The sequence below is a fragment of the Sedimentibacter saalensis genome (assembly GCF_007830175.1).
In the GTDB taxonomy this organism is placed as follows: Bacteria; Bacillota; Clostridia; order Tissierellales; family Sedimentibacteraceae; genus Sedimentibacter; species Sedimentibacter saalensis.
In genome coordinates, this window is the sequence record NZ_VLKH01000002.1 from 388,416 (window position 1) to 404,446 (window position 16,031).

The following is a 16,031-nucleotide window of genomic DNA, read 5'->3' on the forward strand; positions in this document are numbered from 1 at the left end:
CCTTCATTACTGTTGAAGGCATTTTCATTGATGTAATTATTTATCCAGGTTGAAACTTATTTGAACCTTGAACAAATCTCCGTCTATTTCAACCTTAAATTTTCCGCCGCAAACATTTGTGAAGCTTTCTGCTATGGAAAGTCCAAGGCCGCTTCCTTCTGTTGTCCTTGATTTATCTCCTCGGCTGAACCTTTGAAGAATTTCTTCAGCAGTAAATTCCATTTCATAGCCTGCAGTATTTTTAATTTTGGCAACTGCTTTTCCGTCAATTTCTTCAAGCTCCACATACACTCTGGTGCCTGGCAAGGCATATTTAAGAGCATTATCTATTACATTTTGAAAAACACGATACAGCTTCTTGCCATCAGAATAAATGTTAAGAGAATTTTCAGGAAGCTTTGTTTTTATCTGAAGATTTGATTTTTCTATTTCGTCCTCCATGTCACCCAAAGTCTGTTCAATGAGCTTTTTTATGTCAAGGCTTTCCATATCAAGCGGAATATCACCGCTGGTGCTTTTGGCAAGGTCAAACAAATCAGAAACTATGTTTTTAAGCCTGTTTGATTTTTCAGACAAAACATTGACATAATCACGCACTGTTTCCGATAAGTCTTCCTCCTTGGACAAAAGATCCACATAGCTTATAATTGACGTTAGAGGAGTTTTCAAATCATGAGACACATTTGTAACCAGAGCAATTTTCATCCTCTCAGCTTTCATCTGCTCCCCCAGACTTTCATTGAATCCTTTGTTGATGTCTTCAAATGTTTTGTTGTTGCCTTTGATGTACCAATAAATTATGACAATCTCCACAACAGGAGGAATCAAAAACAACGGAACATATAAAAGGAAAAACAAAAATGTAAGGAACACAAGAAATGCGCTTGAGGTAATGAAAACCAGCTGTCTGTAAAACAGTGACTTTGTAAGTGGATACCTTTCAAACATTCTCCCGTCATACAAACTTTTGAAAAAATCATAAATTTTGTAAAACACCAAGTACACAACTGTGTGCTTAAAAAGCCTTCCGGACTTTGCTTTTCTTGTAAGCGACAATAAGATTATACCGCACATTACTGAAATAAATGCTGTAATTATACCAATCCATACAGCAGAATACATTTGTCTCACATGGCTCATGCCCGAATAGTATAAGTTTGATATGCCGATAATCCAAAAGGCTGCCAGAGGTATAAAAAATGAAAATAAAACATCTGAGAATATGCTGTCTATTTTTGTTAAATGTATTTCGTCATCCAACTGATTTTTACCTGTTTGAACCATCAAAAAAATAATTGAAGTTAAAATAAGTACTGCTAAAACTCCGACTCTCACAGCAAATGGTACTAATATATTCCTGCTTTCTTCCCATTCCTGCTGTTTTTCATTAATAAATTCGTCAGGATAAGAGATGTATATAGTGTATCCATCACTGACGTAGAATTTTGTTATGCCTCCAGGATTAGTGTTTTCTCCTATTGTCCATGTGCCCATTTCATAAGAATAAAACGCCTTATCAAATTGCTTAAAGAAATTTTTATCTTTTCCTTCAACATTTGAATATGTTTTTTCTCCGTCTGATATGAAATAGTAATAATGTGCTGACTTTGGAACTTCGCCTCTGTTTTCCATCACAGAATTTATTTCATACCAGGCATTTCTCACCTCTTGGGTAAGGAAATATTCGCTCTGGCTGTATTCCCTGATAATCAGCGATTCAGGAATTATGTCGTTGTATGAAACGAACTGAAATTGCACTACGGTTAAAACTATCAATATAACCGTCAAAATAAATACTGCTGTCTTTGTTGATTTTTTTCTGCTAATGTTTTTCAATTTTATATCCAATGCCCCACACCACCTTTAAATAGTTAGGCTCCTTCGGATTGATTTCTATTTTTTCACGTATGCGCCTTATATGTACCATAACCGTGTTTTCAACAGAATATGCCGGCTCGTTCCACACACGCTCATATATTTTTTCTGCAGAAAAAACCATTCCTGCGTTGGTCATGAGAAGTTCAAGTATTTTGTACTCAGTTGCTGTAAGCCTTACTGTCTCACCATCAACTTCAAGCTGCTTTGCATCAGTATCAAGACACAATCCTCCAACCTGGATTTTTGAACTTCGCACATCATCCATATATCCAAGGTGCATATATCTTCTTAGCTGGCTTTTGACTCTTGCAACAAGTTCCGCTGGATTAAATGGTTTTGTTATATAATCATCCGCACCCATGGAAAGCCCCAGTATTTTATCGCTGTCATCTGATTTTGCAGATATGATGATAATTGGAATATTTTTGCTCTCTCTTATTTTCATTGTGGTTGAAAGCCCATCAAGCTTAGGCATCATTACATCAAGCAAAATAAGCTGAATGTTTGAGTTCACTAAAGCATCAAGCGCCTCAAGTCCATTATATGCCTTGACCACTTCATAACCTTCCATTTTCAGATTTTTCTCAATTGCTCTGGCAATTTCCCTGTCATCATCAACCACAAGTATTCTTGCATTATCCATAGAAATCCTCCTTTCTTAAGCCTTTACTGTATTCTAGTTCATTAAACTTACAATTAGCCGGGCACTAATCTTACAAATTTCTTAATTACCATATGATTATAACACAGCAATGTCGCAGTGGGAATTAAATTAAAAAAGTTGCTCCGCAACTCCGCTAGGGGGACCTATGTCCCCCTTCGGCGCAAAAAATACTAACGTATTTTTTGCTGAGCACCCCCCTTGACGGCAAGGGCGTCCCGCCCTTTGCAATCCCCGTTTTTTATATACTAGGAAAGAGAACTTTCCTAGTATATAAAAAATCCTGCATTTGCAGGACTTTATTATTTTTCCAATGTATTGAATTTTTCCATGTACCCTTCTATATCAATGATGCATTCATTTTCCAAAAATTCTATCATTTCTTTTTCACTGGCTGTTGCGGCCATGTCAAGATGTCCTGGAAGTTTTGATGTTACAACTATAAGATATTTATTTTCCATTATTTTTTTCACGGTTGTGGTTTCAATAACCTTTTTTTCAAGAACTACAAATTCGTTGTCACTGTCTTCTTCATCTTCAAACTCCTCTGTTTCATCAAGTTCTGTGATGTGTACTTCTGCAAAAGAGCTTTCAGTATTTTCATCTATTATTTCAGCCTGAATGGCAGCAATATATCCATGTTCTTCCTTGTACAAATATGTAGTCATTATTTCATCCCAATTTTCTGCAAGGTCAAAGCAGCATTTTTCCATGTCATAAACAATGTTTCCATGTTTGAAGTGGTCCAGATCTTCATAATAAGAACTTGCATAAAATTCAAGCTCAAGGCTATATTCAGCGTTTATTATTTCTGCCAGTTCATCATAATAATCAACATAATCAAGCATTCCATCCCTATTCTTAAGTTCAATGAGCATGTTGTTCAAATCATCAACTGATAATTCTCCTGCATTGTCTACAAGAATTATGCGGTAATAGTCTCGTATTGTTACCTGCTTCTTGAAATTTTGCTCATCACCTATGTAGAGCCATTCTAAGGCATCTTCATTATTTATTTCATTGTCTTCTGTATATTCCTTAAATAATCTTCTCATAAAATCTCCTAATAATCATGCTGTATTAAATATATCATCAAATTATATTTTGTTCAATATTCTTTTATATACTAAGCATAGACCCATGAAAAAAAGCCGCATTGTTGTGCGGAACAAGTTGATAACAAGGTTTATATTGGACGTTGTCATTCTGAGGGCGTAGCCCGAAGAATCCATATTTTATTTAAAGATGAGATCCTTCACTATCGTTCAGGATGACAGCGTCAGAGTTTGTTTATAGTCTGAGCCGCATTTTATGCGGCGCATCTTATTTTATTAGATCATTTAATTTTGTCTTAACTTCAGAAAATGACAACCCTTCCTCCAGGCAAAAATCCTTAATTGCCATATTAGAAGAAGGCATTTCCCTTCCAATTATTTCCTTAATTTGTTCTTTTGTGATTCCTGCATCCAAAACATGTTTGAATGTAGTTGTGCCTTTTACAAAATTTTCTTCCTCGTATGTTTCATCTTTTATTTCTTCTGCCTGCTCCATGTCTTCTTCATTTAAATTATTTCCACTCATTTCAGGAAGGATTACAGTGTGCTGTTTAAGATATAAAATCTGCTCCTCAGTGAGATTCTTGTTGTTTTCCATTATTATTTCAACTGCCTTTTCCGGCAGGTATGTGTCTTCTAAAACAATGGGGAGATTTTTGTACAATGCTACAAATACCTGCACCGAACCGTTTCCTATTTCATTTTCTGCTTCAGCATACAGTCCTTCCAGGTCCTTTGACTTCAATTCCTCGTTGTTAAGATTTTCAAGACCAAATGCTTTGTAAAGCACATCCTGATCAATTCCAAACAAATCAGATATTTCCTTGAATGTGTAGGAACCTCTTATGTCTTCAGGATTGTATTCACCTTTAAATTCTCCTGTCTTGTATGTAGCCGGAATTTTGTCCGATTCAGTAGTCCATACTCCTGCTGCAATTGTTGCTGATATTCCTGTAAATATTACAACAATAATTGTTATTCCCATATTTTTTAAGTTAATTTTCATTTTCATTCTCCTTTCCCACAGGTGCGAAAGAGTTGTTCTGCATGTTCACAGTGTTTTCTACGGGGCAGCTTCTTTCAGAGGTGCACTCAAGACAGCTTATGCACTGGAGATTGTTAACCTGTTCCACAGCTGATACTTCTATGTTCATAGGACATGAGTGTCCGCATTTTTTACAAGAAATACACGTATTTTCATTTCTTTTGATTTTGAATATCCTGAATTTATTGGATATTCCAAGAAGCGCTCCATATGGACAGGCATACTTGCACCATGGCCTTTCAACAAACAAGGACAAAGTTAACGTTACAACAAGCACTATAATGGCCGAAGGTGCTGCTTCTTCGCTCCAGAATGAAAACAATGCATTGTAAGGGTCAATTTTGTCAAATAAAAGATACCCTGAAACAGAAGTCATATAAACAACCCAGATAAGAACAATATATCTCAAGTATCGCAAAATTCTGTCCAGTTTCTTTGGTACAAAATTGTTGTACTTGTTCTTAAACAGCTTTCTTCCTGCCTTTCCAATCCACTCCTCCACAGTTCCCAAAGGACAAACCCAGCCGCAGAACACAGGTCCGAATAGAATTGCTAAAATAAAAATAATGCTCATCAAAATCACTGCTGACATGTGTATTTTTTTGATGAATGTTCCAAGGGTGAACAAGTTGTACAATGTTACTACTCCTCCAAAAGGACACAGGGCGTGAAGAGATGCATCAGATAAAAATGTAACGCCGCCTCCTGATTCAGCAAGTGTTTTATTGATGGATATGAGTCCTATCAATGCAAAGAAAAACACCTGCACCACTATTCTAATATTCTTTTTTTTCATAATTACCTCCCATATAATTTAAAATTACTATACAGGCATTTTGTGTCAAAAATATGGCAAAAAAACAAAAAAATCATGACAAAGTCATGATTTAAATTTATGCCATATTTGTCATAATATACTGAAGCCATGAGGCGTGGCGCTGTTCATCGTGGGATGCATGCATGAAATGCATTTGAATCTGATGGTCCAGAGCATTGTATGCAATGTTCTGATAAAATGACGCTGCATTTAGTTCATCCTGTATGGCAATTTTCAATCCTTCAGTGAAATCAGAAGGTATAACTCCGGCAGGAAACTCCGGAAGATCTCCCCCAAGCCTTTGCAATATCATACTAAACCAGTGATAATGCCTTGCTTCATCATTTTGTATGGATTTTATAACATTTCTTTCATAATCTGTTGGAGCAAGCTCTGCAAGATTTTCATAAAAATTATAAGCATAGACTTCCAGTATAATTGCTCTAATTACATCATTTATTAAAGCAGCATCAGCTTCCGGCGGCATACCGAACATTCCCCTCATCCCACCGAAACCTCTTTGATTTTCATAAAACGGATTGTACATATATATCTCCTTTACTGCATTTTTTATTATTATATGTACAATTTTGTCAATTGTTAGTTATAGTAATCAGTAAAATAAAAACGAAGATAATATCTTCGTTTATTCTTTCTGCAAATTTACATTTGGATTGTCGTAATCATCCATGAAGCTGTGCTGTACTCCGTCTTTTTTGTAACCTATTATTGTGTCAAGATTGATTGTGTGTATGCTTCTGAATATATTTGTGTCAACATTGGGATTTATGAGCTTCATCTTTTTGATGAGATTTTTCATTTCGGCTCTTTTTGATGTTCCTTCATCATCAATGGAGCAATGCTCAGTAAATCGGCACGCGCACTGGATAAACTGAAGACCGTTGTGTTTTCTCCAGCTGATTATGTCTTCCTCATGTATTTTGTACATGGGTCTTATAAGTTCCATTCCTTCAAAATTTGTGCTGTGAAGCTTTGGCATCATTGTCTTGATTTCTGCTGCATAAAACATGCTCATAAGGACTGTTTCTATGGCATCGTCAAAATGATGACCTAGGGCTATTTTGTTGCACCCAAGCTCCTTTGCATTTCTGTACAGATATCCTCTTCTCATTCTTGCACACAGATAACATGGAGTCTGCTCGATGTTTTCAACTATATTAAATATCTGCGTATCAAAAATCCTTATGGGAATGTTTAAAAGCTTTGCATTGTCGATAATGCGCTGCCTGTTTTCCGGGTTATAACCAGGATCCATTACAAGGTATTCAGTTTCAAACTTTATCTCGCTGTATTTTTGAAGCTGCTGCATGCATTTTGCCATAAGCATGGAATCCTTGCCACCGGATATGCACACTGCAATCTTGTCGCCGTCCTTGATTAAATTGTATTCCTTTATTCCTGATATAAATTTAGACCATATTGTCTTTCTGTACTTCTTTATAATACTTCTTTCTACTTCTTCAAATTTTTCCATTTATTAATCCTTTTACGAATATAAATTTTCAATGCCTTTATATTATATTAACATAAACATTATAATACAAGAAATAATTTATTCTTCCAGTTCAATAATTTATTGCATATTTATATATTTTTTGCTATGCTGAATATATATTTATTGTTAATAAATTTTCAAGGGGAAAATAAAGGAGGGAATTATGCAAAAAGCTCATGAAGTTGATTATCAAATTTTCGGAGACGACGTTCAGTTTGTAGAAATTGGTCTTGACTACGGTGAAACAATAGTAGCTGAACCAGGAGCCATGATGTACATGGATCAAAGCATTGAAATGGACACTGTTTTTGGTGACGGAAGCGGCAAGGACAAAGGAAAGGGTTTTAAGGGAATACTTGCAACTGCTGGCAAAAAGGTTCTTACAGGTGAAAACCTTTTTACTTCAACATTCACAAACACAAGCCCTGTTAAAAAAGCAATAGCCTTTGCTGCACCTTATCCCGGAAAAATAATACCTGTTGAACTGATGGAATACGGCGGACAGCTCATATGCCAGAGGGATGCATATCTTTGTTCAGCAAAGGGAATTGAAATTACAATTGCATTTCAAAAGAAAATAGGAGCAGGCTTTTTCGGGGGCGAAGGTTTTATCATGCAAAAGCTTTTAGGCGACGGATTAGCATTTCTTCATGCCGGAGGAACAATCATCAAGAAGGAACTTGCAGCAGGCGAAATGCTGAAGCTTGATACAGGTTGTCTTGTTGCATTCACTCAGGGAGTTGATTATGATGTTCAGTTTGCAGGCAATGTTAAAAGCGCATTGTTCGGCGGAGAAGGATTATTCCTTGCAACACTGAGAGGTCCGGGAACTGTATGGCTGCAGTCTCTTCCGTTCAGCAGAATGGCAGACAGAATATTTACTGCCAGCAGAAAGGCAGGAGGCTCAGGCTCAAAAAATGAAGGAAGCCTTCTTGGAAGCATAGGAATTGGAAATTTGTTCGGAGAAGATTAAAAAAAGGTGCTCAGGCACCTTTTTAATTTGCATAGTATATGTAGTTTCCTTCTTCATATTTCTTAAATACTTTTTTTTCTTCTTCCAGGTAGTCAAGATGTGCCAAAACCTCTCCGACTGCAAACCATTTTTGCTGAAGAGGCGCCTCATCCCACGCTTTCCCCTTCAATGACCACTTCATGTTTCCTGCAATGTCGTATGCGTTAATGCCGGGTGTTTTTCTTAAAATGTCAATTGTTTCTTTAAGCCTATCATTGTGGTGTTCTATTAGCTTATTAATTCTGTCATACACATTCATGTCATTTTTTCTGTGTGCCGGAAGTGTTGTATTTATTTTCAACTTTTTTATCTTTTTCAGACTTTTCAGATAATCTTCAAGAGAATTCTTCACATTTGGCCATCTTGTTATGTTTGGTGAAATGTCAAAAAGAATATGATCTCCGGAAAACAATATTTTTTCCTTTTCAAGATAAAGGCACATGTGTCCAGGTGTGTGTCCAGGTGTTGAAATGCATTTGAATTCATACCTGCCTATTTTGAATTTTGACTGATCCCCTACAGTTACAACCTTGAACAGTCTGCCGGGATTGTATACTTTTGCAGGATTTGTGTTTTTTAAGTAATCTATTTGTTCCTCAGTAAATCCTTCCATCAAGTAGCTTTCATCACTTTTGGACCAGAAGTTTTCAAGTATCATCTTCACATATTCATAATCAATTTCACTCATGTATATGGTTGAATTTTCGTTCATTAAGTCGGGAACAAGTCCAGTGTGATCTGAATGCATGTGAGTAATGAACATGTCTGTTTTATAAATGTCTATTTCTAATTCTTCCAGACCTTGTTTCATTGCTTCCAAACACTCAGGCATGTTAAATCCAGTATCGATTATTAAATTTTTTTCATTAGTTTTTATGATGTAACAGTTTAGATTCCTCAAGGGATTGTTTGGAAGAGGAATATCTAATCTGTAAATATCAGGGTCACTGTAAATTTTTTGGTGCAATTTTTCCTCCATTATAATTTTGTTTGTATATGCTGCACGCTCCCCTTGTTGCGGATATATCTTCTCCTATAATTTCAAAGTCCTTTAAACATGTTTGAATTTCATTTATGTATGAAGATACTATAAAACAGCTGTTGTGAAATATACCGCCTTTTAAGCCAATTGTCACGTTGCCATTGAAACCTGCTTTTTTGTATGCAGTGCATGTGAGTTCAGCGAGATGTCTGCCTGCATTTTCAAGCAACTCCACAGCATATCTGTCCCCCTGCATGGAAAAATCAACGATCACAGGGAATAATGATGCAATTGTATTTTTTTCATTGCTGTATATGAAATCCATAATGTCTGAACGGGAAGTTCCTCCGATTTTCTCAAGCATTGAGTTGCTCAATTTATCAAAAGGAATGTCTTTGTCGTATTTGTTTACTATATTTTTAAAAACTTCAATTACTGTGTGATACCCGCTGCCTTCATCTCCTAAGATGTGGCTCCATCCTCCTACCATTTGTCCTTTTCCGGATTTTTGAACATAACATGAGGAGCCGGTTCCGGCAATGGCAAGAATGCCGTCTTTTTCACCAAAATATGCCTTACAGGCAAGTTCAGCATCATTAAGCACAACAGCATCAACAACAAATGCCCTTTCAACATACTCTTTTATGAGCTGTGCATAGTTGCCTGTTTCAACTGCTGCCATACCTATGGCTATAAACACACAGTCTTCACGGCCAAGGTCAGTCACACATTCACCAATCAAAGAAATTATATTATTTACTGTTTTATCTAGATTTACTGCAGGGTTTCCAAATCCTCCTGTCTTACAATAAACAGGGCTGAAGTCCAAATCATAAGCTATCAGTTCAGACTTAGTTCCTCCGGCATCAATTCCAATTATGTACTTCATATGATTTCACCGCCTTAAGCCTTTTTATACATTATAGCATATATTTTCCAACTTTCTACTTATTTTTGAGCTGCAAAAAAAAGACTTCCCCATGGAAAGTCCTTTAAATATTTTTTATTCAATAAAAATAGCGTTTGTTGGGCATGATTCTTTAGATTCTTCAGCACAAGCTTCAAATTCTGAAGGTACTGGATCTGCTATAACAACAGATATATTCTCGTCATCTAGCTTGAAAACATCCGGACAAAGTGATTCGCAAAGACCGCAGCTGATGCATGCGTCTCTGTCAACAATTGCTTTCATATTACTCCTCCTTTAACAATATAGGACATTTTGATTTACATCTTATATGTTTCTCATATAAATCGAAATAATACATCCTCATATAATTTTATTCAAGTTCCTTGTGATGTATTTTATTGATGATTATCTGCTTGGCTTTTTCATGCCCTGCTTTTGCTTTTCCCTGTAATTCAGGAACCGGCGGCTGCTCGTTTTTTGGAAAATGAGTTATTTTATTGCTTTCTGTGCCGTGGGGATCTTTTGGATCCGGCCTTCTCATTCCTGCTTTAGCCATTATATCACCTCTATATTAGTTTGATGATTTTAATGACATTTATGCACTTAAGCAATCAAAAAAATTTTCAAATTATTGTTATTTCATCTCCGGCCTTAATCCATCCCGGAACAAGAACTTTTGTAAATATTCCTTCTCTAGGCATTACGCAGTCTCCAACAAGCTCTCTTATGGCACAGCCTTTGTGACATTCTTTCCCTATCTGAGTTACTTCCATTTCTGTTTCACCAATTTTAAGCTTTGTGCCTATTGGAAGTTCATACAGAACAATTCCTTCTGTTGTAAGATTTTCAGCAAATTTGCCTGCACTTAAATTGTCAGCTCCGGATGCAGTCATTTTATCTATGCTTTCCTGTGAAAGAAGGCTTACCTGTCTGTGCCAGTCTCCTGCATGTGCATCTCCTTCAAGACCGTGATTGAATGCAAAATATCCTTTTTCTATTGGTTCTTTAATAACACCTTTTGTTGCGCTTATATTTACTGCTACTACTTTTGCCATATTCCACCTCGTTAATAATTAATATCTTTCAAATGTTCCGGATTTTCCGCCGGATTTTTTCATAAGCATGACATCTGATACTGTCATTTCCCTGTCTATTGCTTTGCACATATCATAAATTGTAAGAGCGGCTATGGATACAGCACACAGTGATTCCATTTCTATACCCGTCTGCCCTACAGTCCTTGCCGTTGCTGTAATTTCTACCTTGTTGTTTTCAAAATCAAGTGAAAAGTTTATATCGCATCCAGTCATCATTATTGGGTGGCACATTGGTATTATGTCTGATGTTTTCTTTGCTCCCATTATACCTGCAACCTGAGCCACAGAAAGAACGTCTCCTTTTGCAATTGTGCCTTCCTTTATTCTTTCTAGGGTTTCTCTTTTCATGTGGATGCAAGCATATGCAACAGCTTCTCTTGGTGTTTCCTTTTTATCGCTCACATCCACCATTTTTGCTCTGCCTTGCTCGTTTATGTGTGTTAGTTCCATGTTAACCTCCTACCTGGTACATCATTTTTTCAGAGTGGCTCTTTTTGTCTGTTTCCAGATGATGCTCTTCAGGTTTGTTGTAGACTGCATTTGTTATAGTCTCAATAAGTTTTTCCTGGTCATCAACATATGGTAACAGATTGATTTCTTCTGAGGAGTGCAAACAAGGCTTAATAGTTCCAACAGACGTTAATCTAATTCTGTTGCATTCCGAACAGAACTTGCAGCTTATGGGGCTTATGAGTCCTACGGAACCTTTGGCTCCCGGCATTTTGTAAACAGAAGCAACTTTGCTGTCATCCTTAATTTGTACCAGCTCCGGAAATCTTTCAAGAATTTCCTCAACCTTCATGCTACACTTGTCAAAATATTTGTAACCTTCTCCGATGGGCATAAGTTCAATAAATCTTATCTGGATTGGATATTCCTTTGTCAGATTTATGAAGTCTCCTATTTCATCATCATTTACGCCCTTCATGAGCACCGTGTTTATTTTTACAGGAACCATGTCCAGGCTCATACACTTATCTATGGCTGACATGACTTTGTTTATGTCTCCAAGTCTTGTTACTTCCCTGAATTTATCAGCATTTAAAGTGTCAAGACTTATATTAACCCTTCTCAGTCCTGCTTTTTTTAAATCTTCTGCCATATCTGAAAGTAGCATTCCGTTTGTTGTAAGAGAAATATCTTTTATTGAAGGCATGGATGCTGTATGGGCTATGAGTTTATCGATACCCTTTAATATGAGGGGCTCTCCTCCGGTAAATCTCACTTTTTTTATGCCTATTGCTGCACATGCTGTAATTATTTTTTCAATTTGCTCAAAACGCATTATGTCCTGGTGACATTTCTTGTCAACACCTTCTTCCGGCATGCAGTAAATGCATCGCAAATTGCACCTGTCGGTCAATGAAACTCTTAAATAATCAATTGTTCTGCCTTTTTTATCAAGCATTTGATCAGCTCCTCTGATAGATTATCCTGCCTGTATCTGAGTAGTCGTATCCTCCCAGTTCATCCAGTTTTGCCTTGAATTCATTTGATTTTATTGTTTCTATAAATTCTTTTATAATTTCAGTATCCATGTATTCTTCCGGTATGGCCAGGTCGTATTCTTCGTTGCACACAGGTATGAAGTCAAGCCCCATCATTGTTGCTGCCGAATAAACACCAAGACCTGCATCCGCATCACCTGCTTCAACAGCAGCAGCAACGGCCAAGTGATTGAATTCTTCCCTGAAATATCCGTTTATGTTTTTAGGATCAATTCCAAGCTTGTTTAAATTGTAATCCAGAAGCAACCTTGTTCCTGAACCTCTCTGCCTGTTTACGAATTTAACATCTTGTTTTGTTAAATCTTCAAATGTGTTTATGTTTTTCGGATTACCCTTCTTAACCATAAAACCTTGAATTCTGTTTACACATTTTACAAGACATATGTTTTTTCCGGGAAGATATTTTTTCAAGTACGACAAATTGTATTCACCGGTTTCCATGTCTAAAAGATGTGTTGGTGCAATATGTGTTTCTCCGGTTTTTAAGGCCATGAGACCGCCTGTGCTTCCAACATTTGTTGAAGAAAGAAAATATTTTTTGTTTCTTCTGTGAAGTATGTCAGATGCTATATCAATTATAGGGTCGTGGCTTCCTATGCTAATGAGTGTGTTTTTGATATTTTCTTCGTTGTTAAGAAGTTTAACCTGGACAGTTGTTCCGGCTTCAATTCCTTCCACATCCTGGTCTATTTCAAGAACGCCGTCGGCGTTTACCAAAGACATAGTTGCTCCGGCTCCCCTTGTCAAAGGAGTGGCCACATAACTTCCCCCCACGTACCCAAGCTTTACTCTCACAAATTCAAGATATTTCAAGGATGACATACATCTTCTTGTCAATCTTGCCTCTACTTTCTTTAACTCGTCAGCTTCAAGGCCCTGATATTTTAAAATTAATCGTTTTGCTATTTCTTCCATTACAAAATATGCTGAAACAGGATAACCAGGTATTCCAATTATAGGCTTGTTGTGAATTACACCAAGCATCACCGGTTTTCCCGGTTTTATGGCAACTCCATGGATTACAAGATCTCCCAGTTCACTTATGACAGATGAAGTGAAATCTTCTCTTCCTGCAGATGAGCCTGCATTTATTAACACAATGTCATTTTCCTGATTTGCTTTTATTACTGCCAATTTGATTTTCTCGTAATCATCAATAACGATGTCGTATCTCTTTGGAATTCCTCCCCAGTCGCTTACCTGGGCAGAAAATGTTCTTGAGTTGAAATCTATTATGTCTCCAACCTTTAGCTCTGTTCCAGGCTCAACAATCTCAGTTCCTGTTGGTATTATTCCAACCCTTGGTCTTTTGAACACTTCAACTTCATTGATTCCTCCGGCAATAAGGGCACCTATGTCAACGGGTCTTATTTTGTGTTTTGAAGGAACAATAAGTTGATTTTCCACTATGTCTTCTCCAAGAGGCCTGATGTTCTGCCATGGAACAGCGCTCTGGTAAATTTCATATTTGTTTTCTCCGGCGCTGATTAAGTCTTCAACCATTATCACGCAGTCAAATTCTCTGGGAATGGGATCTCCCGTATCAACAACAATGTAATCTTCGCCTTCTGTAAGGACAACATGGTTTCTGTCGGAAGCCAGTACTGTTCTTTCACTTTTTGCAGCTATACCATCCATTGCCGATGAATTGTAGTGAGGAGAAGAAATCTTCGCAAAAACAGCGCTTACTGTGACTCTGCCGTTTGCATCCCACGTTTTTACCGTTTCAGTTTCGGCGTTCAGATTTCCTATTTTGTTAAAATAAATGTTAAGAGCTTCTTCCAGCTCATAATTTGACAAATATACCTTTTGCATAATTCCTCCTAAAACTTGTACACAGCAACTGACTGGCCTTCTTTTAATCCTTCTTCATTTCTTTCGATTCTTATATATCCCCACGCTTTTGAAAAGCCTGTTATAAGCCCGGACTTTCCAAACACCGGAGAAGCTGTAAGCCCTTGTTCATTTTCTTCTATGTCTACAGGAAGATATTCTTCCCTTCCTTTAGCTTTGTGATAATTGATTTTAAACTTACATGATACCGGATATACCTTGTCATTATGCTTTGTAATTTTTTCAATGTAATATTTGACCATAACCTGAAAAATTACAGCACATGCCAGAGGATGTCCGGGAAGGCCGAAAATTATTTTACCTTTAGATTTACCTATTATTGTAGGCTTTCCGGGTTTCACGGAAATTCCGTGAACCAGTACTCCCTCATCTCCAAGGTCATTTATTACATTTACGGTATTATCCTTTTTACCTACGGAACTTCCACCGGACATGAGCACAATGTCACACTCTGATACCGCTTTTTCAACAGTACTTTTTAAGAGATCATAGTCATCCCTTATTAGTCCGTATTTTATGGGTGTACAGCCGCTTTCTTCAAGAAGCGAATACAAAAGATATGTGTTTATGTCCCTTATTTGTCCTGGATTGATTTTTTCTTCAGGATTTACAACCTCATCTCCGGTTGAAATAATTCCAACCCTTGGTCTTTTCATCACTTCGACGCTTGTTATTCCAAGGCTTGATAAAACTCCCACCTCGTAGGCGCGAATTTTTGTTCCGCTTTTTATAACTGCTTCGCCTTTTTTTATGTCTTCTCCTATATCGACTGTATTTTCTCCCGGAGAAGCTGATTTAGATGCAAGTATTGTTGTTTCATCAAGCTTTTCCGTATATTCTATCATAATGACGGAATCTGCCCCTTCAGGCAGCATTCCTCCTGTTGGTACATAGTAGCATTGTCCGGGAATACTTATTTTGCCCTGAGCCTCATGACCCATAAGCACTTCTCCCTTAAGGTCCAGCATGGACTGCATTGATTCACTTGCTCCATACACATCTCTTGAAAAAACCGCATAGCCGTCTACTGTAGATCTTCTGAAGTTAGGCACATTTTCAGGAGCAATAACATCACTTTTTAATATTCTTCCTGCTGCCTCGTGAAGATTAACCATTTCTCCTTCAAGCTCCAGGCTGAAATTTTCATCTATTAACTCTCTTGTATCTTTAACTGTCAAAACATTGAACAAATCCATGGCTGCCTCCTATCTTGCGCATTCTCCCCCGGTGCCGTTTAATATTTCGATTCCGTGAGGAAGGGCCGGAAGAACAAATTCCAGATTTTCAACTGCTCCCCTGGGACTTCCCGGAAGATTTATTATGAGAGTGTTGTCTCTTATTCCTGCAATTGCCCTTGAAAGCATTGCCTTTGGTGTTATAGAAAGAGACATTTGTCTCATGGCTTCACATATGCCAGGAGTATGCTTTTTTATAACCATCAATGTTGCTTCCGGAGTAACGTCTCTTTTTGAAAAACCTGTTCCTCCGTTTGTGAGAATCAAATCAAGATTTAGTTCATCGCACATGTAAATAAGTTCTTTTGCTATTATATCTATTTCATCGGGTACAACCTTGTAATATTCAACTTTATATTTATCGCCTTCAATTTTTTCCTTTATTGCTGGTCCTGTTCCGTCAATTCTTTCTCCTCTGGATCCTTTGTCACTTATTGTTAAAATACCTGTTCTTATCATGA

The 16,031-nt window shown here is 37.2% G+C and carries 18 protein-coding genes; 1 reads left to right on the top strand and 17 read right to left on the bottom strand.

The genetic code is table 11. The features are described 5' to 3' along the window. Nucleotides 1-36: 36 nt before the first annotated feature. The 7 genes from LY60_RS04715 to LY60_RS04745 all read right to left on the bottom strand — a co-directional run bounded on the left by LY60_RS04715 (nucleotide 37) and on the right by LY60_RS04745 (nucleotide 6,951). Nucleotides 37-1,848 (bottom strand): sensor histidine kinase, encoded by a 1,812-nt coding sequence (locus LY60_RS04715; protein WP_145080672.1) that lies wholly within the window; start codon nucleotides 1,846-1,848, stop codon nucleotides 37-39. Further along, on the bottom strand, nucleotides 1,823-2,521 hold the full coding sequence (locus LY60_RS04720; protein ID WP_145080675.1) for a response regulator transcription factor: 699 nt from the start codon (nucleotides 2,519-2,521) through the stop codon (nucleotides 1,823-1,825). The genes LY60_RS04715 and LY60_RS04720 overlap by 26 nt, the downstream gene beginning before the upstream one ends. Nucleotides 2,522-2,841: 320 nt before the next feature. Beyond that, a complete protein-coding gene (locus tag LY60_RS04725; RefSeq protein ID WP_145080677.1) occupies nucleotides 2,842-3,594 on the bottom strand; it encodes a hypothetical protein in 753 nt (250 codons plus the stop codon). 268 nt (nucleotides 3,595-3,862) lie between these two features. Then, nucleotides 3,863-4,600 carry a hypothetical protein gene (locus LY60_RS04730; protein WP_145080680.1) on the bottom strand — a complete coding sequence of 246 codons (738 nt, stop codon included), beginning with the start codon at nucleotides 4,598-4,600 and terminating at the stop codon, nucleotides 3,863-3,865. After that, the gene (locus tag LY60_RS04735) at nucleotides 4,590-5,435 is read right to left on the bottom strand and encodes a 4Fe-4S binding protein (RefSeq protein WP_212633446.1); all 846 of its coding nucleotides are present in this window, start codon (nucleotides 5,433-5,435) and stop codon (nucleotides 4,590-4,592) included. Before LY60_RS04735 ends, LY60_RS04730 begins: the two co-directional genes overlap by 11 nt. Before the next feature lie 97 nt (nucleotides 5,436-5,532). Next, nucleotides 5,533-6,003 (bottom strand): ferritin family protein, encoded by a 471-nt coding sequence (locus LY60_RS04740; protein ID WP_145080686.1) that lies wholly within the window; start codon nucleotides 6,001-6,003, stop codon nucleotides 5,533-5,535. A 99-nt stretch (nucleotides 6,004-6,102) separates the two neighbouring features. Continuing rightward, complete coding sequence (locus LY60_RS04745) at nucleotides 6,103-6,951, bottom strand: tRNA 2-thiocytidine biosynthesis TtcA family protein (RefSeq protein WP_145080689.1); 849 nt, start codon at nucleotides 6,949-6,951, stop codon at nucleotides 6,103-6,105. Between the two features lie 184 nt (nucleotides 6,952-7,135). On the opposite strand from LY60_RS04745, the gene LY60_RS04750 reads away from it, so the two are divergent. Beyond that, nucleotides 7,136-7,945, top strand: a complete 810-nt coding sequence (locus LY60_RS04750; protein WP_019227836.1) for a TIGR00266 family protein — start codon at nucleotides 7,136-7,138, stop codon at nucleotides 7,943-7,945. Nucleotides 7,946-7,967: 22 nt separating this feature from the next. Here LY60_RS04750 and LY60_RS04755 read toward each other — a convergent pair whose 3' ends face one another. The 10 genes from LY60_RS04755 to LY60_RS04800 form a co-directional block, all read right to left on the bottom strand. Next, entirely contained in the window at nucleotides 7,968-8,951 is a 984-nt protein-coding gene (locus tag LY60_RS04755) for an MBL fold metallo-hydrolase (RefSeq protein WP_145080692.1), read from the bottom strand. Next, nucleotides 8,929-9,855: a BadF/BadG/BcrA/BcrD ATPase family protein gene (locus LY60_RS04760; protein ID WP_145080695.1), complete on the bottom strand. Its 927-nt coding sequence runs from the start codon at nucleotides 9,853-9,855 to the stop codon at nucleotides 8,929-8,931. The genes LY60_RS04755 and LY60_RS04760 overlap by 23 nt, the downstream gene beginning before the upstream one ends. A gap of 114 nt (nucleotides 9,856-9,969) precedes the next feature. Beyond that, complete coding sequence (locus LY60_RS04765) at nucleotides 9,970-10,158, bottom strand: ferredoxin (RefSeq protein ID WP_019227839.1); 189 nt, start codon at nucleotides 10,156-10,158, stop codon at nucleotides 9,970-9,972. An 88-nt stretch (nucleotides 10,159-10,246) separates the two neighbouring features. Then, nucleotides 10,247-10,432: a hypothetical protein gene (locus LY60_RS04770; protein ID WP_019227840.1), complete on the bottom strand. Its 186-nt coding sequence runs from the start codon at nucleotides 10,430-10,432 to the stop codon at nucleotides 10,247-10,249. A 67-nt stretch (nucleotides 10,433-10,499) separates the two neighbouring features. Next, nucleotides 10,500-10,931 (bottom strand): MOSC domain-containing protein, encoded by a 432-nt coding sequence (locus LY60_RS04775; RefSeq protein WP_019227841.1) that lies wholly within the window; start codon nucleotides 10,929-10,931, stop codon nucleotides 10,500-10,502. A gap of 18 nt (nucleotides 10,932-10,949) precedes the next feature. Continuing rightward, nucleotides 10,950-11,423, bottom strand: coding sequence for a cyclic pyranopterin monophosphate synthase MoaC (gene moaC, locus LY60_RS04780; protein ID WP_145080698.1), 474 nt, complete (start codon nucleotides 11,421-11,423; stop codon nucleotides 10,950-10,952). A gap of 1 nt (nucleotide 11,424) precedes the next feature. Further along, a complete protein-coding gene (gene moaA / locus LY60_RS04785) occupies nucleotides 11,425-12,381 on the bottom strand; it encodes a GTP 3',8-cyclase MoaA (protein ID WP_145080700.1) in 957 nt (318 codons plus the stop codon). Nucleotides 12,382-12,385: 4 nt separating this feature from the next. Next, the gene (locus tag LY60_RS04790) at nucleotides 12,386-14,296 is read right to left on the bottom strand and encodes a molybdopterin biosynthesis protein (RefSeq protein WP_425474220.1); all 1,911 of its coding nucleotides are present in this window, start codon (nucleotides 14,294-14,296) and stop codon (nucleotides 12,386-12,388) included. An 8-nt stretch (nucleotides 14,297-14,304) separates the two neighbouring features. Then, a complete protein-coding gene (locus LY60_RS04795; RefSeq protein WP_145080705.1) occupies nucleotides 14,305-15,531 on the bottom strand; it encodes a molybdopterin molybdotransferase MoeA in 1,227 nt (408 codons plus the stop codon). 9 nt (nucleotides 15,532-15,540) lie between these two features. Then, nucleotides 15,541-16,029: a MogA/MoaB family molybdenum cofactor biosynthesis protein gene (locus LY60_RS04800; protein ID WP_145080708.1), complete on the bottom strand. Its 489-nt coding sequence runs from the start codon at nucleotides 16,027-16,029 to the stop codon at nucleotides 15,541-15,543. Nucleotides 16,030-16,031: the final 2 nt, after the last annotated feature.